Genomic DNA, 26,229 nt, shown 5'->3' on the forward strand with positions numbered 1-26,229 from the left:
GCTGAGCCCGATCGCCCGCTCAGCTGAGCCTCGGCGTGCCCAGGTCGGGCGGACACCTCCCGTCGAGCTGCAGATCAGCTGAACGACCAGCCCGACCACCCGTCAACCCGGATCGCAATCACCGGCCCGCGCGGCGGGTCGGCGTCGTATTGCGGGTACTTCGCCACCAGCAACTCGACCGCCACCGTGTGCTCGGCCACCACGCGGGCGACCCCGTCGGCACGGACCCACCACAGATGCGCCCAGTCCTCGTCGTACTCGTCGAACAGCACCGAGACCCGCTCGTTCGCCGCGATGTTCCGCAGCCGCTTCAACGCGGTCGTCGACTTCGGCTTCTGGTCGATCCCGATGAACAACTCGTCCCCGTGCACCGCATACGTCACCGGCACGACATGCGGCCGCAGATCAGCCCCAACCGTCGCCAACCGCCCCACCCGACCCGCCGCCACCCGAGCCCGGCACACATCCTCATCCAATCGCACCCTCCGACCCTAACCACCCTGCCCCTCCATCCCACCCGGCCGGCAGCCAGCATTTGACTGGCTGACCGACGCATTTCGCTGGCAGACCCACCAAATCCGGGGTTATCCACCCTGGTTGCGCCTCATAAAGGCACAACCAGATGGGTCAGCCAGCCAAATTGGGGTGGAGCGAGCGCGGTGGAGCGCGGCCGGGGCAGCTGGCGCGGGTGGCGGGGATGGCGCGGTCGGCCGGGGCAGCTGGCGCGGGTGGGCGGGGATGGCGCGGGTGGGTGGGTCAGCGTTGGAGGTGGCGGAGGGCGGCGGTGGGGAGGGTGCGGGTCAGGGGGCCTAGGAGGGAGGCATCGCGGAGGGCGGTGCGGGCGGCCAGGTGGCCGCAGGCGCCGTGGACTCCGCCGCCGGGGTGGATGGCGGAGCTGCCGAGGTACAGGCCAGTGACGAACGTACGGGCGCTGCCGAGGCCGATGGTCGGGCGGAAGACGAGCTGCTGGTGCAGCTGCATCGTGCCGCCGCCGAGGGCGCCGAACCCGAGCGCCGCGTTGCCCGACTCCAGCGCCGATGGGCGCTGCAGGTCGCGGCCGATGATCAGGTCGCCGAAGCCGGGCGCGAACCGCTCGATCGCGCGTTCCATCCGGCCGGCCAGCTTCTCCGCGGCCGCGTCGTCGGCGATCCCGCGCGGCAGGTGCGAGTACGCCCAGACGGCCTCGGTGCCTTCCGGCGAGCGGGACGGATCCGACTTCGTGGTCTGTCCGATCAGCAGGAACGGCTGCGCCGGCACCCGCCCGGTGTCGAGATCCGCGGACACATGCACGAGGTCGTCGGCGGTCCCACCGAGGTGAACCACACCCGCCGACCGCGCCTCCGGCGACGTCCACGGGATCGGGCCGCTGAGCCGGAAGTTCAGCTTCACCGTCGGGTAGTCCCACTCGAACCGCTCGTCCAGGTCGCGCCGCAGCCCCGCCGGAATGAGTGCTTCCGGCAACAATTCGCCGTACAGCGCCGGGGCGGACGTGTCCGCGACGACCGCACGCGCGACCGAGACCGTTTCGCCGGATGCCGTGCGTACGCCGGTCACCCGGCCCGCGGACACCTCGATGCCCGTCACCGGCATGCCCGGGACGAGCAACGCGCCCGCCTGCTGAGCTCGTCGCACCATCGCGTCGGAGAACGCCGACGATCCACCGGCCGCGACCGGGTAACCGACGTCCTGCGCCATCATCGCGAGCAGCCAGCCCATCGTGCCGCTGACGCTGCCCGACAACGGCGCGTCCGCGTGCATCGCGTTCCCGGCGATGATCGCCGGACCGTGCCGTCCGGTGAACAACTCCTGCCCCATCCGGTGCATCGGCATCGCCATGAACCGCGCGAACCGCATCAGCTCCCCGACCGAACCGAGCTTCCGCGCCAGCTTCAGTCCCGGCCCGACCGGCGGCCAGGTCGTGAGGAGCGCGTTCAGCAGGGGCTCACGGACCGCCACGTACTGCTGGTAGAGCCGCAGCCAGGCGTCACCGTCGCCAGGATGCTCTGCGCCGAGCGATTTCGCGGTGTCCTCGGGATCCGGATGGATCGCCGCCGCGGCGCCGTCCTCGTCCAGCAGATGCACGAGCGGCAGCGGAGCATTCGCCCATTTCAGGCCGAATCTCTCCAGCCCCAGCGCACGGATCACCGGCGACGCGACCCCGAGCGGGTAGTTCGAACTGAAACGATCACTGATCCAGCCGCCCTCCTCGGTCGACCGGACCGCGCCACCGAACGTGTCGGCGGCCTCCAGCACCAGCACGTCCCAGCCCGCGTCGGCAAGCGTGATCGCGCTCACGAGCCCGTTCGGCCCCGAACCGATCACCACGGCATCAACACTGCGCGGCAGCATGTGTCGAGCCTAACCGGAGCGGGACTGGATCTCCCGCATCAGGGTGGTGACCTCGCGGGCGCGGCCGATCATTGCCGGATCAACCATTCGGCCGTCGGGGAGGACGATCACGCCGCCGGCGGAGACACCGGCCTTCTCGACTGCCTCCAGTAGCGCCTCTGCTTCGGCGACCTGTACGGCGGTCGGCGTGAATGCCTCGACGATCGTGGACAACTGGCGCGGGTGGATCGCCGTACGGCCGACGAAGCCGAGCATCCGACCCTCCATCGAGGTACGCCGAAGACCGTCGAAGTCGTCGACCCGCGGGTACACCGACATCATCGGCGCGCCCAACCCGGCCGCCCGGGACGCCGACACCAGCCGGCCGCGCGACCATGCGAGTCCGGCCGCGTCGTCGACACCCAGCGCACTGGACAGATCCGCCTCCCCGAGCGCGACCGACAGCACCCGCGGATCGGCGGTCGCGATCTCGAACGCCCGCTCGACGCCCAGCGGCGACTCGATCAGCGCCGTGATCCTTGCCGTCGGCACCTTCTCCAGCACGGCCCGCACATCGGCCGCGCTCTCCACCTTCGGCAGCCGGATCCGCACCGAGGGTACGGCGGTGATCGCGGCCAGGTCGTCCTCGATCCACGGCGAACCGAGCGCGTTGACGCGGATCTCCACCGGCCCGTGCGCGTTCGCCGCGATCCAGGCCACCGCCCAGCCGCGCGCGTCCGCCTTGGCGTCGACCGGTACGGCGTCCTCCAGGTCGAACACCACCAGATCGGGGCCCGCGGCAACAGCCTTCGCGAACCGGTCCGGCCGGTTGGCCGGAACATACAGTGCCGTCAGCACCTTGAACGCCCCCTCCAGGCGACTACTACACGACTCCGGCAGCCCGCAAAGCTGCGAGCTGGTCGGGGGTGACTCCGATGTCCGCGAGCACCTCGTCGGTGTTCGCTCCGTGCGGCCCGCCGGCCCATCGGATCGACCCCGGCGACTCGGACAACCGGAACAGCACGTTCTGCATCTGCACCGGCCCGCCGAGCTCGTCGTCGTCCACGCTGACGATCGTCCCGAGTGCGGCGTACTGCGGATCGCTCATGATCCCGCGGATGTCGTGCACCGGCCCGACCGCGGCCTCGGCCTTCTCGAACTCCGCCATCACCGCGTCCAGCGGCCGCTCCGCGATCCACGAACCGACCGCGTCGTCGAGCTCGTCGGCGTGCTGGGCGCGCTCGCGCCCGGTCGCGAACCACGGCTGCTCGACCAGATCCGCGCGGCCGACCAGCGTCACCACGCGCTCGGCGATGCTCTGCGAGCTGGTCGACACGGCGACCCAGCGACCGTCCGAAGTCTTGTACACGTTCCGCGGCGCGTTGTTCGACGACCGGTTCCCCAGCCGCGGCTGGACGTACCCGGTCTGCTGGTACGCCGTGATGCCGCCGCCGAGCATCATCAGGATCGGCTCGATGATCGCCATGTCGATCACCTGGCCGGCCCCGGACCGGTCCCGCTCGCGCAGCGCGACCAGGACGGCGTACGCCGTGGCGAGCGCGGTGATCCCGTCCGCGACGCCGAACGGCGGCAGCGTCGGCGGACCGTCCGGCTCACCGGTGACCGCAGCGAACCCGCTCATTGCCTCGGCCAACGATCCGAACCCGGGACGCCGCGACCACGGCCCGACCTGCCCGAACGCCGTCACCCGCGCGATCACCAGCCGCCGGTTGGCTTCCAGCAGCACGTCCGGACCAAGTCCCCAGCGCTCCAACGTCCCCGGGCGGAAGTTCTCCACCAGGACGTCGTTGGAGCGCACCAGGTCGAGGAAGACGTCCCGCCCGCGCGACAGGTCGAGCGTCGCGAGCCGCTTGTTCCGCCCGAGGGTCTTGAACCACAGCCCGACGCCGTCCTTCGAGGCACCGTGCGTCCGCGCGGCGTCCGGGCGGGACGGGTGCTCGATCTTCGTCACGTCGGCGCCGAAGTCGCCCAGGAAGGTCGCCGCGAGCGGTCCCGCGAACAGCGTCGCCGCCTCGAGCACCTTCACGCCGTCAAGAGGAGCAGTCCTCATCCCGCGCACCTGAAGCCGATGGTCTCCGATCGATCGAGACCACCTCCGGTCAGCACCAGCTTGAAGCTGACCTCGGGCACCTGCGGTCCGCCGTCGGCGTACCAATCGGAGCCCTCGGCAACATACTGCGAACCGCCCTTGAGAATGCAGAACCGGCTGCGACCGTCGCGGTATTCGCTCTCGGTCAGGTTCCACACCAAAGGCTCGCGGCGTTCGAACCCGTCAAGAGCCGCGGCGATCTGCCACTCGTCCTCGGTCGGCAGCCGGCCGCCGCGCCAGGCGGCGTACGCCCGCGCATCCGGCAGGTCGACATACGTCACCGGGTGGTCCTCGGTCCCGGGCACCGGAGCGCCCTCGACCCAGTGCTTCAGGAACCGGTTCGCAACGACGGGCCGGTAGCCGGTCGCCTTCAGGAACTCGGAGTACTCCGCGTTGCTCACCTCACGCACCGCGACCGAGACGCCGGCCAGGTCGACCTCGCGCTTGACCGTCTGCATGTCGTGCAGCCGTGGCGGCAGCGGCTTCCACTCCTCGACGTACGGCGCCGTGTCGTACAGCCCGGTCTCGCGCCGCCGGTGCCGGACGATCAACGTCCGCTCCCCCGCCGGTACGGCGACCGTCGCGCCGATCGATGCGTCACCAGAGGTGGCCGGCACCGCGACCAGCTCGGCCGGGCGCATCGGGAACGCGGACTCGGCCACGTGCGCCCGCGGCATCGTCCCCAGCCGGCGTGCAGTGGCGCGGCAGGAAGCCCCGGCCGTGGCGCCGACCCGGACGATGCCCGTGACCCCGCGCCCTGGCACGACCAGGTGGACACCTTCTTCGTCCGCGGTGATCGGGACGCCGGACGTCACGTCGTACCAGTCGCCGACCTGGTCCTCGGAGCGCAGCACGATCCCGTCGAAGTCCTCCTCGTCGCGGTTGATCAGCGTCCAGAAGGTGATGTCGGCCAGGTCGAACCGGGACCCGTAGATGCCGTGGTCGCGGGCCTTCTCCGGGATCTCCGGCGTCAGCTGGATCCAGTCGCCGTCGATCAGCACCGGCGCGAACGCGCGCTGTGCGGCGACCATCCGGCGCAGGGTCGCGCGGTCGCGGGCGTTCCAGCCGACCCAGGCCGAGAACACCGACTCCCAGACCAGCATGCCGACGCCGTTCACCCAGGCGGACTGCAGCTCGTCGCTGTGGTCACGGTTCCACCGGCGGGTGTGGTGCATCATGTGCCGGCGCTCGAACAGGTGCGCGCGCAGCACACCCGGCGCGTGGGTGTCGGCGAACCACTGCGCCCAGGACAGCGCGTGGTCCCCGATCCTTGCCATCGGCAACCGTGACTCACCCTCGAACGCGATCGCCGGATTCGCCTTCCGGAGCGCGCGGGTGAACGCCGGATCGCCTTGTTTCAACGTGTCCAGGAAGACTCCGTCGACGTCGAAGTCCGTCACCAGCGCCGCGAACTCGTCCGCGTCCGGCCGGGCGGACCGGCGGGTGCCGACGTCCCACGGGTTGTAGTCGAAGAACACCTTCAGGCCGAGCCGGTGCAAGTCGTCGATCAACGCCCGCAGCCCCGGCACGTCCCGGTAGAAGTCGAACTGGTTGCGGTCGTCGATCCCGATCACCGGGTAGGCGTGCCAGAGCACGATCGCGTCGTACCCGCCGAACTCGTCGGCACCGTGCCGGACGAACTTCTCCGGCGTGAACTTCCCGGTCGCCACGTCGTACAGCAGGTCGTCCCAGAGCCAGACCAGCGCCACCGAGTACGCCGTCCGGGTCCACTCGCGGCCGGGTTCGTCGTAGTGCGAGCCGTCGTACCGCGTCCGCTCGATGGCGCCGAACCGCCACTCGGCCAGCTTGGCGCGCCACCGCGGCAGGTCGGCCGGGTCCTCCGGCGCGCCGAGGATCTTGGCGTCGTCCAGGAAGGACAGATCGGTCCCGAGCCCCATCTCGACCCTGGTGGGCAGATCGATGGACCGCGGTTCGAGCGGATTCACAGGTACACCTCCGCATAACGCGCGTCGATTGCATCCCCGTGAGGCACCGAGGAGATAGCCCCCGCGCCCTGAACACTCAATGAAGCAGCAACGTTAGCGCGTCGGACCGCGTTCGTCAGGTCGCTTCCAGTGATCGAGTCGTTAGCTGACACCGCAGTTAACGTTGCAGCCAGCACCCCACAGAACGTGTCGCCCGCGGCCGTCGTGTCGACCACCCCCACGGGTACGCCGGGAACCGCGATCTCGTCAGCGTCCCGGGTCAGGATGACGGCGCCGTCGCCGCCCAGGGTGACGATCGCGGCCGGCACCTTCTTCAGCAGCGCGGCCCGGTCGGCGCCGGCGATCGCCTCGGCCTCGGTCTCGTTCACCACCAGCAGATCCACCTCGGCGAGCAACTCGTCCGGGAGCTCCGCGGCCGGGGCCGCGTTCAGGATGAAGTACGCCGACGCGGCCGCCGCGGCCCGCACCACCGGAAGCGGGATCTCCAATTGGGAAAGCACGATTTTCGCTTGTCCGATTGCGGCCAGCGCGGCCGCGGACAGGGTCAGCTCCCCGTTCGCGCCGGGGGCCACGACGATCGAGTTCTCACCGCTCTCCTCGACCGTGATGATCGCCGTACCGGTCGGGGCGTCGCTGGTCGTCGCCAGCGAGAGGTCGACACCGGCGCCGTCGAGAACGTCGCGCAGCAACGCACCGCCCTCGTCGGCACCGAGCGCGACGACCATCGCCGTCGAGGCGCCGGCCCGGGCCGCGGCGACCGCCTGGTTGGCTCCCTTACCGCCCGGCCCACGGCTCATCACGCCCGCGAGCACGGTCTCCCCCGGGCGCGGAATCCGCTGGACCGGCAGGACCAGATCCACGTTCGCGCTGCCGACCACTACCACCTCAGGCTGCACGCCGGGCCACCTCCACAGTCCTCGCCGCCAGTTCGTCGATCGCGATCTGGTTCATTCCCGGGAGGCTTGTGGTCACCCGGTTGTCCAGTGGTGTGGACCACTCTGCCGGAACCCCACGCGTCGCACCAAACACGGCGCCCACAGTCGCACCGGCCGAGTCGGTGTCCCAGCCGCCCATCACCGCGCGGCCGATCGCGGTGGTGAAATCCGGAGCAGTCAGCGAGTACGCCGTGAGTGCGGTGTTGTTCACCGCGTGCACCCAATGCAGGTCGCCGTACTCCGCATGCAGGGCGTCCAGGGCTTCGTCGAGCTCGGCGTCCGCGAGGGTGAGGCCGAAGCGGACGGCACGGGCGATCGCGCCCTGGCCGTTGACCACCTCGAGGCCGGCGACCGCGGCCTTGACCGGGTCGTCGAGGACCAGTGCGGCGGCGGACATCGCGGCCACCCAGAGCGCGCCGTCGACGCCGGCGCCGGTGTGGCTCAGCCGGGCGTCGACCAGGGCCAGGCGGGCGGCCGCAGTACGGTCGCCGGGATGCGCCCAACCGTAGGCGTCGGTCCGGATCTGCGCGCCGATCCACTCGCGGAACGGGTTCCCGACGACGGCCGCGCGGGCCGGCTCGACACCCTCGAGAAGGTTGCGGTAGGCAACACGCTCGGCGGTGAACACGCGCCCGGCCGGCAGGTCGTTCAGCCAGCTCTGCGCCACGTCCTCCGTGGTCAGGCCAGGGCCGAACCGCTCCATCATCAGCAGGGCCAGGATGGCGAAGTTGATGTCGTCGTCCTCGGGCATCCCGTTGATGACCTCGCGCAGGCTGGTCTCCTTCGACCGCCGGTTCCACGGCCAGTGCCGCTGCACCTCGTCCGGCACGCCGACGGCGGTGATGTACTGCGTCAGCGGCCACTGCCCCGAGCTGTCCAGGATCTCCCGGATGCCCTCCCGCGGGATCTTCTCCACCGGTTTGCCGAGCAGGTTGCCGGCTGCCCGGCCGAGCCAGGCGTTCAGCGTCCGCGCCTCGAGCTCCACCGGCGCGCCGAGCGACGGCAGCTCCGGGATCTCGGGCTCGCGCCAGTCGGCCGTGCGCGCGTCGAGCACGTCGAGCAACTCCCGGGCGAGAGCGCGCAGGGCCGGCGGCGCGGGCTCGGCGGACGCGCCCGACACCGGGGCATCCGTCGTACCGCCGGCGGCCAGCCAGCGGGCCTGGACGTCGGTGACGTCGACGCCCTCGGACCGCGCCTGGACCAGTTGGTGCGGGAGGAGGTCCTCCGGCTGCACCCAGGTCATTCTCATCGCACTGCTTCCTTCCCGTGTTGCGCCAGGCGAAACGCACACCTGGTTCGTTCTTTCATCGCGGACAGATACTCCAGGGCATGCTTCGAACCGCTGTCACCCGCCGCAGCTTTCTGACCGGAACCGCCGCCGCTCTTGCGCTGACCGGCAGCCTCCCAGATCTCGTCGATGCAGTAGGGATACCAAAGCGCACCGACAAAAGGCCGCCGTTCACACTCGGCGTCGCCTCCGGCGACCCGCTCCCGGATGCGGTGGTGATCTGGACCCGGCTCGCACCCGGTCCGCTCGAACCGTTCGGCGGCATGGACGACCGCGCCGTGGACGTCGAGTGGGAGGTCGCCGAGGACGAGACGTTCCGCCGAGTGGTACGACGCGGCACGGCGCACGCTCGCCCGGAGTACGCGCACACCGTGCACGTCGACGTCCGCGGGCTGCGTCCGTGGCGGCACTACTTCTACCGCTTCCGCGCAGGCGGTCAGCTCAGTCCGGTCGGCCGTACGCGCACAGCGCCGGCGCCGTCCGAGGAGCCCGCGGTGACGATTGCGGTCGCGTCCTGCCAGGCGTTCTACGACGGGTTCTACACGGCGTACCAGGACGTGGTACGCCGGGACCATGACGTCGTACTGTTCCTCGGCGACTACATCTACGAGGTCGGTGTCGGTCCGACCGCCGGTGTCCGGAACCAGACCGTCCCGGTGGACTTCGCCGGCGAGATCTTCACGCTCGACGAGTACCGGGCGCGGTACGCGCTGCACAAGACCGATCCCGACCTGCAGGCCGCGCACGCGGCGGCGCCGTGGATCGTCACCCTCGACGACCACGAGGTCGAGGGCAACTGGGCCGGATACGTGTCCGAGGACGGGCTGCCGTACGACGAGTTCCTGGTACGCCGCGCCAACGGCTTCCGCGCGTACTGGGAACACATGCCGCTGCGTCTCGACCAGTCCCCCGACGGCCCGTCGATCCGCTTGCACCGCCACCTGCGCTACGGCCGCACGGCCGACCTGAGCGTGCTGGACACGCGGCAGTTCCGCGACGACCAGACGAGTACAGGCGGTTGGCTGCCGCCGGACGCGGTGTCGACCGACCCGGCGCGAACAATCACCGGCGCCGAGCAGGAACGCTGGCTGCTCGACACCCTCGGCCGATCCACCAGCCGCTGGAACGTCGTCGCCCAGCAGGTCGCGATGGCTCAACTCGACCGCAAGACCGGTCCGGAACTCGAACTCCCGATGGACACCTGGAACGGGTACACCGCGTCCCGCGACCGGGTGCTCTCCGGTGTCCGCGATCGCGACGTCCGGAACTTCGTCGTCCTCACCGGAGACCTGCACCGCAGCGTCGCGTCCGATCTCCGGGTGGACTTCGCGGACCCGTCCACGCCGGCTGTCGGCAGCGAGTTCGTCACGACGTCGATCTCGTCCGGGAAGGACGGTGCCGACGCCGACGCGACCGGTCGCGCGCTGCTCAGCGAGAACCCGCACGTCAAGTACCAGAACGTCCAGCGCGGCTACCTCAGCTGCCGCCTCGACCGCAGCCGGTGGACGTCCGAGTTCCGCATCGTCGACCGCGTCACCACACCCGGCGGTACGGCGTCCACGCGCGCCACCCTGGTCGTCGAAGACGGCCGCCCCGGAACCCATCTCGCCTGAACGGATCCGATCATGCTCCGACTGAGCCCTCGCGGCGCCGCCCTCCTGGCCGCGCCGCTCGCCCTCCTCGTCCCCGCGGTCGCCGTTGCCAGTAGCAACAACCAGGTCGAGATCAGCGCCACCCCGCAACCGGTCGAGGTCGTGCCGCTGCCGTGCTTCCCGTCCGGGAAGCTCACCCTTGGTATGACCAACACCGGCCGCAAGGCCACGATCGCCGACATGCGCATCTCCGCCGACGACGCGCTCACCTTGTCCCGGCACCAGTTCTCCAGCTACCTGCCGGTCGACCAGCTCGTGAAGGCACCGCTCGAGATCACCGTCCCGCGCGGCACGGCCCCCGCGACCCACACCGTCGACCTCACCGTCGACCGGGAACACCTGAAGGTCCCGGTCGTCATCAAGCCCGTCCCGGCCCGCGACAACCTCCTGCTCGGCGAGCAGGCCGTCGCGTCCTCCACGAACGGCGACATGAAACTCTGCGGCGGCGTCGACGGCAACACCGACTCGGCCCAATGGGGCGCCAGCGGCTGGCACGACGCCACCAAGGGCGTCTTCCCCGACACGTACGGCGTCGACTTCGTCCGACCCACCACGGTCGGCCGAGTGGTTGTGCAGACCCTCGACTCGGCCACGTACCCCGCCGCGGTCATGGGCATCCGCGACTTCGACGTACAGGTCCGAAGCAACGGCGAATGGACGACCGTCGACGAGGTCCGCGCCAACACCACAGGTCTCTTGACCTTCACCTTCGAACCGCGCGCAGTCGACGCCGTCCAGCTGGTGATCCACGACTCCAACGACCACGGCTACTCCCGCATCATCGAACTCGAGGCCTACCGCGACTGACATTCAGACCAGCGCATCCAGTGCGGCAGTACGCCGAGCCCACCGCTCGGCGTCGGCCGCGCGGACGTCCTGCGCCACCGACGCCATCACCCGGCCCGGCTGCTCCAGGTCGGTCTTGCTCGCCTCGGCGATGTCGCCGGCCCAGTCGTCCGGTACGCCGTCCCGCCCGCTCAACGCCCCGGTGATCGCGCCGGCCATCGACGCGATCGAGTCCGCATCGCGGCCGTAGTTCGTGCCGCCCAGGACGGCCCGGCGGACATCGCCCTCGGAGACCAGGACGAAGCCGAGCGCGACCGGAAGCTCCTCGATCGCCTTCGTCCGGCTCGGACGACGTGCGTCCATCGACAACTCGCGATAGTTCGGGCCGACCGTGTCGTAGGGCTCGATCGCCTTGCGCAGCAAGGGAATCGCCTGCTCCCAGTCGGTCACCCCCGCGGCCGCTTCGACCACTGCCTCGACGGCCCTCCGAGTGCCGTCCTTGGCCAGCCGCACGGCCGCCTCCACCGCCGAGGCAGCCGTTGCCCCAGGCACCATCGCGGCGGCGACGGCGGCCGCGAACACGCCGGCCGCCTCCCGCCCGTAGCTCGACTGGTGCGCACCGGCGACGTCGAGCGCCTCGGCGTACGCACCCTCGGGATCGCCCGCGTTCGCCACGCCGACCGGCGCCATGTACATCGCCGCACCACAGTTGACGATGTTGCCGACACCGGCTTCGCGCGGATCGACATGCCCGTAGTGCAGGCGGGCGACCAGCCACTTCTCGGCCAGGAACACCCGCTGCAGCAGCAACGCGTCCGCCTCGAGCTCGGGGACCCAGCGGGTCCCCTCGATCATCTTCGGCACCAGCGACTCGGCGACCGCATAGGCGTCGAGGTGGGTACGGCGCTCGTCGTACACCTCGACCAGCGCGTGCGTCATCAACGTGTCGTCGGTGATGTGCCCGTCGCCCTTGTGGTACGGCGCGATCGGGCGCGCGGTGCGCCAGTCGTCGTACCACGGGCCGACGATGCCGGTCACCCAGCCGCCGTGCCGTTCCCGGATCGCCTCCGGGGTCCAGCCCTCGACGGCTCCACCGATCGCGTCACCGACCGCGGAACCGACGAGGGCACCTACCGACTTCTGTTCCAGCAGCGAAGTCACTGGTTGACCTGACCCCATCCGTCGCTCAGCTTCTTGCCCAACGCGGCCAGATCGGTCTTGTTCGCCAGGTACTCCTGCAGCGCCGGCGTCGCGATCTGGTCCTTCCACTTCGGGTAGTTCTCCACGCTCTGGAACGGCGCCTTGGTGAGGTCGTTGCCGCTCGCAAGCGTCTGCTCCCAGCCGTTCTTGCCGCCGGTCGCCTTCTGGATCGCGTCCCGGGCGCCTTGCGTGGTCGGGATCAGCCAGTCGCCCTGACCGACCGCGGCCAGGTTGTCGGCCTTCATGAAGTAGTCGATGAACTTCGCCGACTGCTCGATGTGCTTGCCCTCGGCCGGCACCGACAGCGTCTGCGGGTTCGCGGCCTGCTGGGTGCTGGTGCCCTTCAGCGGCGGCAGCACCTCCCACTGGAAGGTCTTCGGCGCCTCTTCGAGGATCTGCTGCGCGACATAGTTGCCGGCGACAATCATCCCGTACTTGCCGGCGTAGAACCCGGGCAGTACGTCGGAGGCGCTCTGGGTCAGCGAGGTCGGGTCGATCGACTTGTCGTCGTACGCCATCGCGTGGATCCGCTTCGGCACCTCGAGCTCCGGGTCGCCGATCGTTGCCTTGGCGTCCTTACCGGTGCCGTCGAAGAACTTGCCGTCGAAGTTCATGCCGAGGTTCAGCACGGTCGCGGTCGGGCTCTTCAGGCCCCAGCCCAGGCCGTACTTGCCGGCCGCGGTCAGCTTCTTCGCGTCGGCGGCCAGGTCGTCCCAGGTCAGCGAGTCACCGGTCGCGGTGATCCCGGCCTGCTTGAACATCGCCGAGTTCGCCAGCACGACGTACGACTGCATCAGGGTCGGCGCGCCGTAGATCTTGCCGTCGTTCGAGACCGTGTCCCAGACACCCTTCGAGACAGCGTCCTTGGTCTCCTGGCTCAGGTACGGCGAGAGGTCCGCGAGGTAACCCTGGTTGATGAACCCGGTGATGTCGGCGGACTCGTCGTGGATGATGTCCGGCGCGGTCCCGCCCTGGAACTGGGTCACCAACTGGTCGTGCACCGAGTCCCAGCTGCCCTGGACGTACTCGACCTGGATGTTCGGGTTGGCGGCGTTCCAGTCGGCGACGATCTTCTTGGTCGCGGCGACCGTCGTCTTCTGGAAGGCGAGGCTCTGGAACTTGAGCGTCACCTTCTCGGTCGACGAACCCGAGCCATCGGAACTGTTGTCGCTGTTGCCCCCGCAGGCCGCGAGCGCCACCAGTGCGCCCACCGCCGCCAGAGCGGTCAATGCTTTCTTCATTGCATCTCCTCAGAACCCAACTACAACGTCTTTTGTTTTCTGGTTTTCAGCCTTTGACTGCGCCGCTCAGCAGGCCGGAGGTCAACCGACGCTGCAGGAAGGCGAAGAACACCAGGCTTGGGACAGTTGCGAGTACGGACGCGGCCGCCAGTGGGCCGAACTGCACCTGGCCCTCGGCACCGACGAAGCGGGCGAGCACCAGCGGAAGTGTCTTGAGCTGCGGGTCCTGCAGCAGGACCAGCGCGAAGAAGAACTCGTTCCACGCCGAGATGAACGTGAACATCGCGGTCGCGATCAACCCCGGCCGCAGCAGCGGCATCACGATCGACACGATGGTGCGGACGCGGCTCGCACCGTCCACGGACGCGGCCTCCTCCAGTTCGCGCGGCACCGCGGCGACGTACCCCTGCAGCATCCAGAGGGCGAACGGGAGCGACCAGACCATGTACACGATCACCACTCCGGGGATCGTGTTCGTCAGATGCAGCGGGCGCAGGATCATGAACAGCGGAATCACGATCAGGATCACCGGGAACACCTGGCTGACCAGGATCCACCCATTGGTGAGCGGCCGCAGCCGGCTGCGGAAGCGGGCCAGCGCATACGACACCGGCAGCGCGACGATCAGCACCAGAATCGTGCTGTAGATCGAGATCTGCAGGCTGTTGCCGAGACCGCGGACCAGGCCCTGCTCGTTCAGCGCGTCGGTGTAGTTGGAGAAGTCAACGTGCTTCGGCAGGATCGACGGGTTGATACTCGCGAACTCCTGCGGCGACTTGAGCGAGCTGGAGATCAGCCACACCAGCGGGAAGCCGAGGAAGATCAGGTACGCCAGGACGGCGAGGTACTGCAGGACGCGGGTGCCGGGACGGGTTCTCATGCTTCGCTCCGGAGACGGTTCCGCAGGTAGAAGAACAGGAACAGGATGATGATGACGACCATCACGTCACCCATCGCGGCGGCCATCCCGAAGTTCCCGTAGCGGAACGCCTCGTTGTAGGCGAACAGCATCGGCAGCATCGTCTTGCCGCCCGGCCCCCCGGCCGTCAGCACATACACCAGGCCGAACGAGTTGAAGTTCCAGATCATGTCCAGGCTGGTGATCGCGACGATCACGGTCCGCAGCTGCGGGAGCGTGATGTTCCAGAACTGGCTCCAGGCGCCGGCGCCGTCGACCGCGGCCGCTTCGTACAGGGTCCGGTCGATGCCTTGCAGGCCGGCCAGGAGGGTGACGGTCGTCATCGGCATACCGACCCAGATACCGACCACGATCACGGCCGGCAGCGCCGTACTGAAGTTGCCGAGGAAGTTGATCGGGTGGTCGGTGAGGTGCAGGTTCTGCAGGATCTCGTTGACCGGGCCGTTGGTCGGGTGCAGCAGCAGGCGCCACATGATCGCGACCACCACCGGGGGCATCGCCCACGGGATCAGCGCGATGGTACGGGCGACACCGCGGAACTTGATGTCGGTGTTGAGCAGGAGCGCGAGGCCGAGGGCGGCGACGAACTGCAGGATCGTGACCGACAGGGTCCAGATCACGCCGATCCGGAACGAGTCCCAGAACAGCCCGTTGTGCAACAGCTTGCTGAAGTTGTCGAAGCCGACGAAGTTGGTCTCCACGTGCAGACCGGCGCGCGCATCGGTGAAGCCGAGCGCGATGCCGCGAATCAGCGGGTAGACACTCAGGATCAGCACCGGCAGCAAGGCCGGCAGGAACAGGAAGATCGCTTCCCGGTTCTGCCTCGGCTTCCCCGGCTTCTTCACCTGCGTCGGCGGCGCGGTCAATGTCGCGGTCATGGGGCCTCCCGGCCTGGACTGAGGAGCGCAGGGAGCGAAGCGACCGGAGCGACGAGGGAAGGCCGGGAGTCACAGCCCCATGACCCGCCGCGACGGAGTCGCGGCATCAATACAGTCACGGGGTGGACCTCCTGATGCTCAACGAGGGCTGTACGACGATCCGCCGGGGCGTCCGCTCGTTGTCCTCGATCCTTGCCAACAGCAACTCAGCCGCCCGCCGCCCCCGCTCCGCGGACCCGAGATTCACACTCGTCAACGGCGGAAAACTCTGCTCGGCCAGCTCGCTGTCATCCATCCCGATCACCGCAACATCACCCGGCACGTCCAGCCCCGCCGCGGCCAGTTCATGCATCAACCCCACTGCCAGCAGATCGTTCGCCCCAATCACCGCATCGAACCCACCGCTTACGTCCGAAGAACTGTGGTCCCTGGACCGCACTTCTTCGGACGTAACGGATTCGGACGTAACGGCGAGGATCTCGGGGGCGACGGCGCGGCCCGCGGCGAAGGTGAAGTCGGCTGCCTCGGCGGTCGCTGCAGGCCGCAGGTCGTGCGCCCGTAGCGCATCCGCGAAGCCCTTCGCCCGTGCGGCTCCTGGCACTGTGTCGGCCGGGCCGTTCACGAACGCGATTCGCCGGCGGCCCTTCGCGACCAGGTGGTCGACGGCTAGGAGCATGCCTTTGGGAGAGTTGGCTCGGACGGTGTCTACGCCGGCTTTGGCGGGGACGTTACCGGCTACTACGACCGGCACCTCGCATTCGCGGATCGACTTGACCAGGTCCTCGTCGACGCGGATCGGGCTGATCAGCAGTCCGTCGGCGTACCCGCGCGCCATCCCCCGGACCAGCGCGACCTCGTCCACCACGTCCGGACCGGTCGTCGTCACCACGAGCCGGTAGCCGGCCGCGGACACGACCTCCTCGACCGCCCGCATCATCGTCACGTACACCGGGTTACCAACGTCCGCGACCGCGAGCGTCAGCTGGAACGTCCGTCCGACCTTGAGCGACCGCGCCCGCGCATCGGGGACGTACCCGAGCTCCTGCACCGCCCGCTGCACCCGCTCGACCATCTCCTCGGTCGCGGGCAATCCGTTCAGGACGCGTGACACCGACGCCACCGAGACCCCGGCCGCCCGGGCCACCCCAGCGATCGTCGGACGACTCACGCCGACCTCCTGTAATCGTTCTTGTAATCGTTTACAAGCCCGACATTAAGACGCCGTCGCCCGACGGTCAACCTCAGAAGTGCCGCTAGATCAAGCTGTGACTTATTCCTCGGTGTCGTCCGCGCCGGGGCGCTCGGCCCACGGGGTCTCCTTGGCGGGGCGGACGACGATGAGCTTGTCGCCGGCGGCCAGGACCGAGACGTTCGAGTCGTAGTACCGGTGCACCTTGCCGTCGCGGACGACGGACACGACCCGGTCGGGTACGGCGGACGGGGGCTTGCCGACCTCGCGGCCGAGGACCGGGCGTTCGGCCACCTCGAGGCCTTCGCCGTACGTGAGCAGGTCCTCCATCACCTCGCCGAGGTTCGGGCTGACCGACGTCAGGCCGAGCAGCCGGCCGACCGCCTCCGACGAAGTGACGACGGCGTCCGCGCCGCTCTGCCGCAGCAGCGGCACGTTGTCCTCTTCGCGGACCGCGACCACGATGTGGGCGTTCGGGTTCAGCTGGCGCACGGCCAGCGTGACCAGGACCGCGGAGTCGTCCCGGTCGGTCGTCACGATCACTTCGCGCGCGGTCATCACCTCGGCGCGGCGCAGTACCGTCCGGTTGGTGGCGTCGCCGTGGAAGGCGGCCATCTGGTCGTTGCCCGCGTCACCGATCGCCTGCGCCCGCGGGTCGATCACCACGATGTTGTCGCGCTTGACCCCATTGCTGATCAGCGTCTGCACGGCGGACCGGCCCTTGGTGCCGTAGCCGACGACGATGGTGTGGTCCTTCATCCGTTTCCTCCAGCGCGTGTCGCGCATGATCCGGCGTCCCTCGTTGGCCAGCACTTCCAGTGTGGTACCGACCAGAACCACCAGGAACGCGATCCGCAGCGGAGTCACGATGAAGGCGTTCACCAGCCGGGCAGTGGGCGTCACCGGTGTGATGTCGCCGTACCCGGTCGTGGTGAGCGTGACGGTTGCGTAGTAGATGCTGTCGATCAGCCCGACTTTGCCGTCGTAGCTGTCCCGGTATCCGTCACGGTCGACCACCACGATCAGCACCATCACGGTCAGCAGCCCCAGCGCGATCAGAATCCGGCTGAAGAGCTGAAAGAGCGGCGAGCGCGTGCTCGCGGGCAGGTTGACCAGCAGACCGTGGGGGTTCCGACCGGTGGGAAGGGGTGGCACGCGTATGACGATATTGCACCGCGGGCCGATCCACCGCATGCGACAGGCTCCGGTCGGACAAGGCGACGCTGACCATCAGACTGTCGCCGTCGCGGACCACTCGCGACCGCATCCGCAGCCGCTCGAGGGTCCGCAGCATCGCGTGGTTCTCCGGCTGCACCATGCAGACGACCCGGTCGGTGCCGAGCGTCCGTGCCTCTTCCACCACCTGGCGCAGTAACCGGAGCCCGAGCCCCTGTCCCTGCCAGCCGTCCTCGACCAGTACGGCGACCTCCATCGTCGTACTGCCCAGCTCCTCCCACGGCGCCGCGGTGGCCATCCCGATCACGGCACCGTCAACGGCCGCGACCACCGACACGCCACCGGCCGGCGCGGACAGATGCCGCGCGGTCCGGGCAGTCAGCTTCGGCATCGGCACGTGGTACCGCCGGGTGCGGCTCTCGTACGAGCACCGGTCGTGCATCGCGACCACTGCGTCGGCGTCCTCGACGGTCGCCGTCCGCAGCACGGGTACGCCGCTGCCGGGCCGCGGTCCTTCGACCGAGTCGAACCGCTCCGCGAGCCGGCCGGCGATCTCGACGAGTACGTCGGCCCGGGCCCACTCGGCCGGCGTGTACTCGTCGAAGCCCTGCAGGTTCCCCAGCTCCTCGTCGACCGACATCGGGTCGTCGAGGAGCCGCAGTACGGCGCGCAGGTAGCGCGTCGGCGCGTCACTGAGTACGTCGGCCTGGCAGGGGCGGACCGTCGTACCGACGCAGCCGGCCTCGGTCACGAGCGCGGTCAGGTCGTCGGCGGTCCAGCCGACGCCGGTGGAGACCACCAGCTCGTCGACAGCGCCGGTCTCGGCGGTGAAGACCTCGAGGCTGAGGATATTGATGTCGTCCGCACCACACCGTGCAGCGAGTTCGGCCAGCGCACCGGGCCGGTCGGCGAGTTCGGTCCTGATCTTCCAGAGCATGCGGACGCCCTCCCTCGTGGAAACGTACTTCCACTGTCCGTCCGCCCTGTTGCCCCGCCGGGTCCGGAATGTTACGCGTGCGTCAACGTTTCCGCCGGACCTTCGGCAGGTGCGGGGCGAGCTTGGGCTTCCGCGCGGCCAGTACGGCGGCCGGCTCGCGCTTGTCCAGGTCGGCGTGCCGCAGCAACTCCGGGTACGCGCTCTGCGGCACCGCCGGGTACGTCGTCACGATCGCGTCCCCGGAGAACACGAAGAAGATCGCCTGACCTTCCTTGATCACCTTCAGCAAGGACCCGTCGCGGACGGTGAGCGCGTGCTCGAGCGCCTTCTTCCGGGCGTTCCGCTTCGCCAGCGCGGCCTGCATCGCCTGCTGCGCCGGTTCCCGCCCGTGCCGGATCGCCTCGACCGCCAACGGCCCGTACCGCACGCCGTACTTGATCAAGGTCTTCGCCAACTGGCCGCTTCCCTTGCCACCTGCCATGGGTCGAGAGTAGACGCCGACGCTAGCCGACGGCCTTCGCGAGGTCGGCGAGCTCCCGGTCGAAGCGGGCCTGGTCCTCGCCGAACGGCATGTGGCCGACGCCGTCGTACCAGGACGGCCGGGCGGTCCTGCAGACGTCGAGGACATGCTCGGACATCGAGGGCAGCACGATCGTGTCGGACCGGCCGTGCGTCACCAGCACGGGCGACGACATCCTGGCGAGTACGTCGTCGCCGTCGATCTCACGGGAGATCAGCGCGCCCCGGACCGCGGGTGGAACGACCATGTTCCACGCCAGCGCGGCGCTCCAGTCGTCCGGCGAGAGCGGCTCGGCCGTGCAGACGTCGAGGAAGCGCCGGATGGCAGCGATGTTCGTGGCCAGGTCGGACTGGCTCGCCTCCGGTGCGTTCGCGAGGAAGTCGGGGCCGATGTGGTCGAAGGTCGGCGGCTTCATCATCACGGCCGCCCCGACCAGGTTGACCGCGCCGATCCGGTCCTCGCCGTACGCCCGGAGGTAGTCGGAGACGATGAACCCGCCGTACGACCAGGCGACCAGCACCGGCCGGTCGAGGCCCAGCTGGTCGATGACCGCGGCCAGGTCGTCCGCCCACAACTGCGGGTCGCGGTAACTGTCCGGGTCCAGGGGCTTCTCGGACATCCCGTGGCCCCGGTTGTCGAACGCGACCAGCCGGAAGTCCTCGGCGAGCCGGCCTTCCAGCTGGTGCGCCCAGCAGACGTGACTGGCGGACCAGCCGTGAATGAAGAGAATCGGGCGCCCTCGCCGGTTGCCCCACTCGCCGGCGTGCAGCCGCACGCCTCCCCCGCCAACGACGTCGTACGTCTGCGTCGGCTCGGCCAGAACCGCCGATGCCGTGTCGTTCGTGACCATGTGACTCATCGAATGCCTCCCTCGGACGGCCCGGGAGTCCGGGCGCTGGTCCATACCTGTGAAGGTAGGTAGCCGCAGGACTCGCAGGCATCGGAGCCAGCACGCAACAGCGCAGCGGCCGCCTGGCGGGCTACACGCAGATCAGGTACGCCGGGCCTCGGAGAACCGGGCCGCCGCCGCCGCGCGACCGGCCTTGCCGGAGACGCGCAGCTTGACGTACGTGTTCGTCAGATGACGCTCCACCGTCCGGACGCTGAGGCTGAGCCGCTCCGCGATCGCCTCATTGGTCAGGCCCGCCGCGACGAGCTCGAGGACCTCCAACTCGCGCCGGCTGAGCTCCTCGACGCCCGGCCGGACGGGGGCTTGCTTCGTCCCCAGGAAGTCGCGGAGCTCCGAGACGAAGGTCGGCCACGCGGGGTCGTCCGCCAGCAGGATGTGGTTCGCCGATTCCAGCTCGACCAGTCGCGCGTCGGGGAGCAAGGTGGCGAGCAGCCGGCCTTCCCCGATGGGTACGACGCGGTCCCTCGCGGGGTGCATGACCAGCGTTCTCGTCCGTACCTGCGCCGCCGCGTCGACCACATTGATGCCACTCCGCGCGCTGTAGATCCGGACCGCGGTCGCGGCCGACGTGCAGTTGCGTTGTGCCTCGTCGTACCAGCCCATCTGTTCGGCGGTACCGGCCGGCAGAAACAGCATGCTGAACAGGTGGCGGAAGGTGGGATCGGGATCGGTCCAGCCGGCCGAGATCGCGGCGACCAGCGCGTCCTGCCGCCGGCGCTCGCTCTCACCCCGTAGGGCCCGCCCGCGCGCGTAGCCGCCGTACAGGACGAGGTGCGTGAGCCGTTCGGGGTGGCGGGCCGCGTACGCAACCGCGACCGGCGCACCGGTCGAGACGCCGAGCAGCGCGAACCGGTCGAGGCCCGCAGCGTCGACCACCGCCTCGAGGTCGGCCACCCAGGCATCGAGCGAGATCTCGTCGACGTCGCGGTCCGAGAGCCCGCAGCCGCGTTCGTCGTACCGGATCAGGGTGTGACCGTCCCCGAGCGCGTCGAGCCAGTGCCGCCACACCGGGCTCTCCCAGTCGAACTCCAGGTTCGTCATCCAGGTCGCCACCCGGACGATGGGCGGGCCGGCGCCGTGCACGGCGTACGCCAGTTTCACCGCATCCGGCGCCGTGCAGTAGCCGACCCTCTGCCTCACCTATCGATCGTAGCCAGCTGCATTGTCAGGCGACAGGCTTCCAGATGTACGGGACGGTCACCGCGACCGGACGCAGGCCCAGGCGGGCCAGGATGCCGCGGCTGTCCGGGGACGCATCGACCTGCAGGTACCGGTAGCCGCGCGCGGCCGCCAGGTTCCGCCGGTAGGCGACGTGTGCCCGGTAGATGCCCCGGCCGCGCCACTCGGGCAGCGTCGAGCCGCCCCACAGCGACGCGAACTCGGTTCCGGTGTGGAACCGGATCCACGACGCGCACACGACCTTGGAATCGTCCTCGTCGGTCTCCGCCACGATCACCGTCGCCGGGTCGTCGTCCGCGATCGCCTGGGTCAGTGCATCCGGCAGCCAGGCGTGCGAGTAGCCCCAGACCTCTTCCTCCATCGCCTGCATCCGCTCCAGGTCCGCGCGTGACGTGACCTCGCGCAACCGGATGCCTTCCGTGAGGACGACGTCGCTCGACAGCTCGTCCACGTCGCCGAGGAGGAGACACTCCTCCTCTTCCGGTACGAGCCCGGCCTTGGTCAGCCGCTCGGGCAGGTCCGCGGGCAGATCGTGCGAGTAGTACTTCCACTCGAACTTGGCGCCGAGCTTCGCGAAGTACTCGACCTGGTCGGCGATCAGCCGGTCCACCTCGGCGCCGTCGACGCCACCGAGGTACTGCACGAAGCCGTCGCCCTCGACGCCGACCTTGCGGATCAACGGGCCGACGCGTTCGATCGTGCCGCCGTTCGCGCTGCCGGGGCGGGACCGGATCTGGTCGTCGTACGCGGCCCGCAGCGCGAGCGCTTCCGGTGAGCTGTCCAGAGGAATCACGGGATCAGTAGATCAGCCCTCGCAAGCCCATTTCGGCACTCCGGGTCGCGTCGGCATGCGGACGTTCGTCGCGTCAGGCACCATGGAGGCCGTGACCATCCCCAACCCGCGCCGTCCGATCCTGCCCGGCAACAAGTTGTTCGAGTCGCTGCCCGGTGCGGCCGACCCGGCGACCGTCACCGAGGCCGCGCACCGGACCGCCGAGCTGCTGGTCCGGGGGGTGCGCAAGTCCGAGGACGCCGAGGTGCACGCCCGGGTGGTCAAGCTCGCCGACGAGTACGGTCTCGACGAGCTGGCCGAGCTGTGGTCCGACTCCCCCGCGGACTCGCTGCCCGGGGCGCTGTGGCGGCTGTACGTGCTGCGCTCCTGGGTGCACTCGAACGCCGAGGAGGTGTCCCGCGAGTTCGGCACCGGCCGCGAGTACGCCGAGGTGCACGCCGTCGTCGCGGGCGTCGCCGAGCCACCCGGCCCGGCCGAGGTCCGCGACATGGTCGACGCCGTACTGCGGGGTGTCGCGACCGGTGACTTCGCGACCACCCTGGACCGCGCGGCAGCCTTCGCGCGGATCGTCGCGACCGGGCGGGCACACCTCGCGGACGACGGTCACGACCGGGTGCTGTCCGCGTCGAAACTGGTCGAGACCGCAGACCAGCTGCAGACCGCCGCGCGGGCCGAACGCGCCGGACACCTCTGGTAGTTGCGTCCGGCGCGTTTCGGTGTTAATGCGTCTCGCGGCCCGAGATCCCTACAGGACAAGGGGTTTGAGCACCCGCTACACTGATGGAGGTGTCGGGCCGGTGCAAGCCCCGGGTCCCAAAATTAGCCGCTACGAGCGGCCACGCGCCGTGAGGCGCTTCCCGGTCCGGCACCCTCAACTCTCCACTCCGTAGAAGTGGTTCAGCGTCTGCGTCACCGACTTCCCGTGGGTGTCGGTCAGCTCGACCTTGAGCGTGACGAACGATGTCGCCTTCAGGTTGTTGACCAGTGCGATCGCCTTCGTGCCGAGGTTGACGGTCGGCACCTTCGTCCAGGTCGCGCCGTCGTCGTACGACGCCGAGACGCGGGCCGTCGCGAAGCGCCCGGCGGTGTACCACTGGCCGGACTCCGCGCTGATCGTGACCGGGAACGCCGGCACCCGTGCCGCACGGTCGTGCAGATCGACCGGCAGGTCGTAGTCGGGGAACAGCAGCGGCAACGGCTTACCCGCGTCCGCCGACGAGCTGCGCCACTTCCACCGAGTTTCGACCGTCGACGGTGACTCCCACTTGTAGTCGCCGCGCTGCCAGCGGATCAGGTTGTACTTCAGCTCCAGGTCGGTCGCCGCAGCCGGCACGTCCCACACACCCTGGCCGTAGTACCCGTACTCCCCCAGCGAGACACCGTTCGCGAACAGCTCGGTGCCGCCCAGGTCGAGGAAACCCTGGGACGAGAAGTGACCCGGCTGTGTGTCCGCCCAGCTGGCGAAGCTGCTCCAGATCGTGTTCCCGTCGCGCGCTGCCGGAGCGTACTTGTGACCGGTCGTCTGATCGGTCACCAGCCCTGGCCGCAGACCGGCCTTGTACCAGCTCTCGCTGTGCCGGCTCCCCGCCTTGTACGCCGTCGCCGTCGACGTCATCAGCGTCGCGAACGGCCACGCCATCGCATCCGAATGCCCGACCATCTGCGACACCTTGGTGTCCTTGTCGGCCGTGACGAGGTGCTGCACGCGGGTCGGCGCCGCGACGGATCCGCGATCGCCGGTCGGGATCAGGTTGATGCTCCACGGTCGCCACACGTCGACGTACTCGGAGTAGGTGTAGTCCTTGCCCGGCGTGTAGTACGTCGCGTCGATCGTCGCCAGCTCACGATCCCGGACGCGGTGCGCCGGCTTGCCCTTCACCTGCTGCTCGTGCGTGAACGCCAGGCTGTAGAGGTACGGCGACTTCGCGCCGGCCGGTGATCCGTACTGCCATCCCTCGACCACCTCGAACGTCCCGCGCCGGGCCTTGGACGTCGTACCAAGGTAGATCGACTTGACCGTGGTGCCGTAGCTCCGGCTCGAGGACAGGATCCAGTTGTCGACCACGCGCCCGTACGTCAGACTGCCGCCCTTGCGCTGCGTCGGCCGATCGGTCGTCACAGTCGCCTCGGCGGCGGTCCGGGCGTCGTACGTGATCGTGGTGTTCTTCGTCAGCGTGATCTCCGGATCACCCAGGAACGCGTACGAGTCGACCAACCCATCTGCGCCGTCGTGCGCGACCGTGGCGGCCAGCGAGTACGTGCCGGCACGCAGATGCAGGGTCTGGTCGGCGCCGTCGAAGCCGACTCGCTGCGCGGCGATGCTGTCGAGGTCGAAGACGTCCAGCGAGGAGATCGAGGTGGCCGGCTTCCCGTCCCGGTCGATCAGCTTGAACGTGACGTCGACGTACTGCGGCTCGAGGTAGAAACCGAGCGGCGTCACCACGGTCTGCCCGCCGTTGCTCTTGGCAACCAAACGTGTACTGATCGCACCGTACAGGCCGTAGTCGAGCGCCGCGGACGGGTCGACGGTGACCGGCAGGTCAGCGGTGCCACCGGCTGGGACCGTCACCGACTTGCCGAAGCTGATCAGCGCCGACGGCAACGGCTTCCCGTTGTTGCCGCGGGCATCGGCCGTCACGGTCAGCGTGACCGGTTCGGTGCCGTCGTTGTGGTAGGTCAGCTGCTTGGTGACCTTCTGGCCCGACGTGTGCGGCCAGGCGAACGTGCCGAGATCGACGGTGGCCGGACCAGTGACCTGCTGCGTCACCGCCTGCGCGACGTTGAGCTCGCCCGCGCCTTGTTCGTAGATGCCGACCTTGCTCTCCGCGCGGACCGAGTTCTGCAGGACCGCCTTCAGTTGCTGACCGGTCCAGCTCGGGTGTTCCTGCTTGAGGATCGCTGCCGCGCCGGCGACATGCGGGGTCGCCATCGATGTACCGCTCATGTCGACGTACGCCGAGTCGCCGCGCCCTCCCGCCCGCGCAGCGGTGATGTCCACGCCGGGCGCCGCGATATCGGGCTTGACGGCGTGGTTGGAGAGAACCGGCCCACGGCTGGAGAAGTCCGCCGTGGTCTGGGTGAGATCGGTGGCCGCCACGGTCATCGCGGACGCGGCGCAGCCCGGGCTGGTGATCGCCTCGGCCGGTCCGCCGAGGTTGCCCGCGGCAATGACGAACAGCACGCCGGAATCGGCGCTGATCCGGTCGACCGCGGCCGCCATCGGGTCGGTGCAGTCGACGGGTTCCGACGTACCGATGCTCATGCTGATGACGTCCGCGCCCTCGGCCACGGCCCATTCCATGCCGGCGATGATCCAGGAGAGATCGCCGCTGCCGTAGTCGTTCAGGACCTTGCCCGACAACAGTTGCGCGCCCGGAGCGACGCCCTTGTTGCGGCCGTTGGAGGCGACACCACGGCCGGCGACGGTGGACGACGTGTGCGTGCCATGACCGTCGTGGTCGGCCACGTCCGGGCTGTCGGTGAAGTTCTGCTGCTCCTTCACGGCGCCGACGAGGTCGGGGTGCTCGGCGTCGACACCGGAGTCCAGTACGGCGACCGTCGTACCGGTTCCGTCGTACCCGGCTGCCCAGGCCTGCGGCGCACCGACGTACGGGACGCTCTGGTCGAGGGTCTTGTGCACCTTCATGTCCAGCCAGAGCTTCTGGACGTCCGGACCGGTCGACAGGGCCTGCCAGGTGTCGTGGGCACGGGTCTTGTACGCCGCCGCACCCACCGACGACAGCATCCGGGTGCGAGTGGAGCCGGCCGGCACGGCCTGCAGTGCGGCGCGGGCAGTCGGCTTGTACGTCGCGATGACGGGGATCTGGCCGGTCGACGAGTCGTCGTACCCCTGCCGGATCAGACCGCTGACGTTGAACAGGGCCTGGTCCACCTTGCCGCTGTTGACGAGACGGGCGGCGCTATCAGGTACGACGTACACGTCCTTGCCGACTGTCCGCGTCTCGTAGCCGGCGTGAGCTGTGTCCGTGGGGAAGAACCGCACGTTGCTGCGGCCGGAACCTGCTGGAGTGACCTGCACCTTGTCACCGGTGATCAGCGTGACGTTCTTGGTGCCGTCGACCTGGACCGGCAGGGAGGGTTCGGGCGGTGCGGCGGCCGCGGGTGTGACTGCTAGGGCGAGAAGGGCGGAGAGAGCCACGCCTATCAAGGCTTTGCGCATGGGGATGAGTTCATCGCAAAACCGCCAGCGAAGGATGCGGGTGCAGTGGCAAGATTGCGACA

The 26,229-nt window shown here is 69.3% G+C and carries 22 protein-coding genes; 3 read left to right on the forward strand and 19 right to left on the reverse strand.

The window, feature by feature from the left end; translation table 11 throughout:
* Positions 1-74: 74 nt before the first annotated feature.
* From OHA18_RS42550 to OHA18_RS42580, 7 genes are all read right to left on the reverse strand, one after another.
* Positions 75-482, reverse strand: coding sequence for a TIGR03668 family PPOX class F420-dependent oxidoreductase (locus OHA18_RS42550; RefSeq protein WP_329001107.1), 408 nt, complete (start codon positions 480-482; stop codon positions 75-77).
* A 274-nt stretch (positions 483-756) separates the two neighbouring features.
* Positions 757-2,349 (reverse strand): phytoene desaturase family protein, encoded by a 1,593-nt coding sequence (locus tag OHA18_RS42555; RefSeq protein WP_329001108.1) that lies wholly within the window; start codon positions 2,347-2,349, stop codon positions 757-759.
* A 9-nt stretch (positions 2,350-2,358) separates the two neighbouring features.
* Positions 2,359-3,186, reverse strand: a complete 828-nt coding sequence (locus OHA18_RS42560) for an HpcH/HpaI aldolase/citrate lyase family protein (RefSeq protein ID WP_329001109.1) — start codon at positions 3,184-3,186, stop codon at positions 2,359-2,361.
* A gap of 25 nt (positions 3,187-3,211) precedes the next feature.
* Positions 3,212-4,399, reverse strand: a complete 1,188-nt coding sequence (locus OHA18_RS42565) for a CaiB/BaiF CoA transferase family protein (RefSeq protein ID WP_329001110.1) — start codon at positions 4,397-4,399, stop codon at positions 3,212-3,214.
* Positions 4,396-6,384 (reverse strand): SUMF1/EgtB/PvdO family nonheme iron enzyme, encoded by a 1,989-nt coding sequence (locus OHA18_RS42570; RefSeq protein ID WP_329001111.1) that lies wholly within the window; start codon positions 6,382-6,384, stop codon positions 4,396-4,398. The genes OHA18_RS42565 and OHA18_RS42570 overlap by 4 nt, the downstream gene beginning before the upstream one ends.
* Complete coding sequence (locus OHA18_RS42575) at positions 6,381-7,280, reverse strand: ribokinase (RefSeq protein ID WP_329001112.1); 900 nt, start codon at positions 7,278-7,280, stop codon at positions 6,381-6,383. The genes OHA18_RS42570 and OHA18_RS42575 overlap by 4 nt, the downstream gene beginning before the upstream one ends.
* Positions 7,270-8,568 carry an ADP-ribosylglycohydrolase family protein gene (locus tag OHA18_RS42580; RefSeq protein ID WP_329001113.1) on the reverse strand — a complete coding sequence of 433 codons (1,299 nt, stop codon included), beginning with the start codon at positions 8,566-8,568 and terminating at the stop codon, positions 7,270-7,272. The genes OHA18_RS42575 and OHA18_RS42580 overlap by 11 nt, the downstream gene beginning before the upstream one ends.
* A gap of 80 nt (positions 8,569-8,648) precedes the next feature.
* Here OHA18_RS42580 and OHA18_RS42585 point away from each other — a divergent pair, with 80 nt between their 5' ends.
* Positions 8,649-10,220, forward strand: coding sequence for an alkaline phosphatase D family protein (locus tag OHA18_RS42585; protein ID WP_329001114.1), 1,572 nt, complete (start codon positions 8,649-8,651; stop codon positions 10,218-10,220).
* Positions 10,221-10,232: 12 nt separating this feature from the next.
* On the forward strand, positions 10,233-11,066 hold the full coding sequence (locus OHA18_RS42590; protein WP_329001115.1) for a galactose-binding domain-containing protein: 834 nt from the start codon (positions 10,233-10,235) through the stop codon (positions 11,064-11,066).
* Positions 11,067-11,069: 3 nt separating this feature from the next.
* On the opposite strand, the gene OHA18_RS42595 is transcribed toward OHA18_RS42590, so the two are convergent.
* The 11 genes from OHA18_RS42595 to OHA18_RS42645 form a co-directional block, all read right to left on the reverse strand.
* Positions 11,070-12,206 (reverse strand): ADP-ribosylglycohydrolase family protein, encoded by a 1,137-nt coding sequence (locus OHA18_RS42595; protein WP_329001116.1) that lies wholly within the window; start codon positions 12,204-12,206, stop codon positions 11,070-11,072.
* Positions 12,203-13,486, reverse strand: coding sequence for an ABC transporter substrate-binding protein (locus OHA18_RS42600; protein WP_329001117.1), 1,284 nt, complete (start codon positions 13,484-13,486; stop codon positions 12,203-12,205). The genes OHA18_RS42595 and OHA18_RS42600 overlap by 4 nt, the downstream gene beginning before the upstream one ends.
* 46 nt (positions 13,487-13,532) lie before the next feature.
* Positions 13,533-14,366, reverse strand: coding sequence for a carbohydrate ABC transporter permease (locus OHA18_RS42605; protein WP_329001118.1), 834 nt, complete (start codon positions 14,364-14,366; stop codon positions 13,533-13,535).
* The gene (locus tag OHA18_RS42610) at positions 14,363-15,283 is read right to left on the reverse strand and encodes a carbohydrate ABC transporter permease (RefSeq protein ID WP_329001119.1); all 921 of its coding nucleotides are present in this window, start codon (positions 15,281-15,283) and stop codon (positions 14,363-14,365) included. Before OHA18_RS42610 ends, OHA18_RS42605 begins: the two co-directional genes overlap by 4 nt.
* Before the next feature lie 115 nt (positions 15,284-15,398).
* Positions 15,399-16,451, reverse strand: coding sequence for a LacI family DNA-binding transcriptional regulator (locus OHA18_RS42615; RefSeq protein ID WP_329001120.1), 1,053 nt, complete (start codon positions 16,449-16,451; stop codon positions 15,399-15,401).
* A gap of 102 nt (positions 16,452-16,553) precedes the next feature.
* Positions 16,554-17,504: a potassium channel family protein gene (locus OHA18_RS42620; protein ID WP_329001121.1), complete on the reverse strand. Its 951-nt coding sequence runs from the start codon at positions 17,502-17,504 to the stop codon at positions 16,554-16,556.
* Positions 17,476-18,585 carry a GNAT family N-acetyltransferase gene (locus tag OHA18_RS42625; RefSeq protein WP_329001122.1) on the reverse strand — a complete coding sequence of 370 codons (1,110 nt, stop codon included), beginning with the start codon at positions 18,583-18,585 and terminating at the stop codon, positions 17,476-17,478. Before OHA18_RS42625 ends, OHA18_RS42620 begins: the two co-directional genes overlap by 29 nt.
* Before the next feature lie 82 nt (positions 18,586-18,667).
* Entirely contained in the window at positions 18,668-19,066 is a 399-nt protein-coding gene (locus OHA18_RS42630) for a hypothetical protein (protein WP_329001123.1), read from the reverse strand.
* A 22-nt stretch (positions 19,067-19,088) separates the two neighbouring features.
* Positions 19,089-19,964, reverse strand: coding sequence for an alpha/beta fold hydrolase (locus OHA18_RS42635; protein ID WP_329001124.1), 876 nt, complete (start codon positions 19,962-19,964; stop codon positions 19,089-19,091).
* Between the two features lie 132 nt (positions 19,965-20,096).
* Complete coding sequence (locus tag OHA18_RS42640; RefSeq protein WP_329001125.1) at positions 20,097-21,155, reverse strand: alpha/beta fold hydrolase; 1,059 nt, start codon at positions 21,153-21,155, stop codon at positions 20,097-20,099.
* Between the two features lie 25 nt (positions 21,156-21,180).
* Positions 21,181-21,987, reverse strand: a complete 807-nt coding sequence (locus OHA18_RS42645; protein WP_329001126.1) for a GNAT family N-acetyltransferase — start codon at positions 21,985-21,987, stop codon at positions 21,181-21,183.
* 82 nt (positions 21,988-22,069) lie between these two features.
* On the opposite strand from OHA18_RS42645, the gene OHA18_RS42650 reads away from it, so the two are divergent.
* On the forward strand, positions 22,070-22,684 hold the full coding sequence (locus tag OHA18_RS42650) for a hypothetical protein (RefSeq protein ID WP_329006218.1): 615 nt from the start codon (positions 22,070-22,072) through the stop codon (positions 22,682-22,684).
* 174 nt (positions 22,685-22,858) lie between these two features.
* Here the strand turns inward: OHA18_RS42650 and OHA18_RS42655 are convergent, their stop codons facing one another.
* On the reverse strand, positions 22,859-26,146 hold the full coding sequence (locus OHA18_RS42655) for a S8 family serine peptidase (protein WP_329001127.1): 3,288 nt from the start codon (positions 26,144-26,146) through the stop codon (positions 22,859-22,861).
* Positions 26,147-26,229: the final 83 nt, after the last annotated feature.

The sequence above is a fragment of the Kribbella sp. NBC_00709 genome (assembly GCF_036226565.1).
Lineage (GTDB): Bacteria > Actinomycetota > Actinomycetes > Propionibacteriales > Kribbellaceae > Kribbella.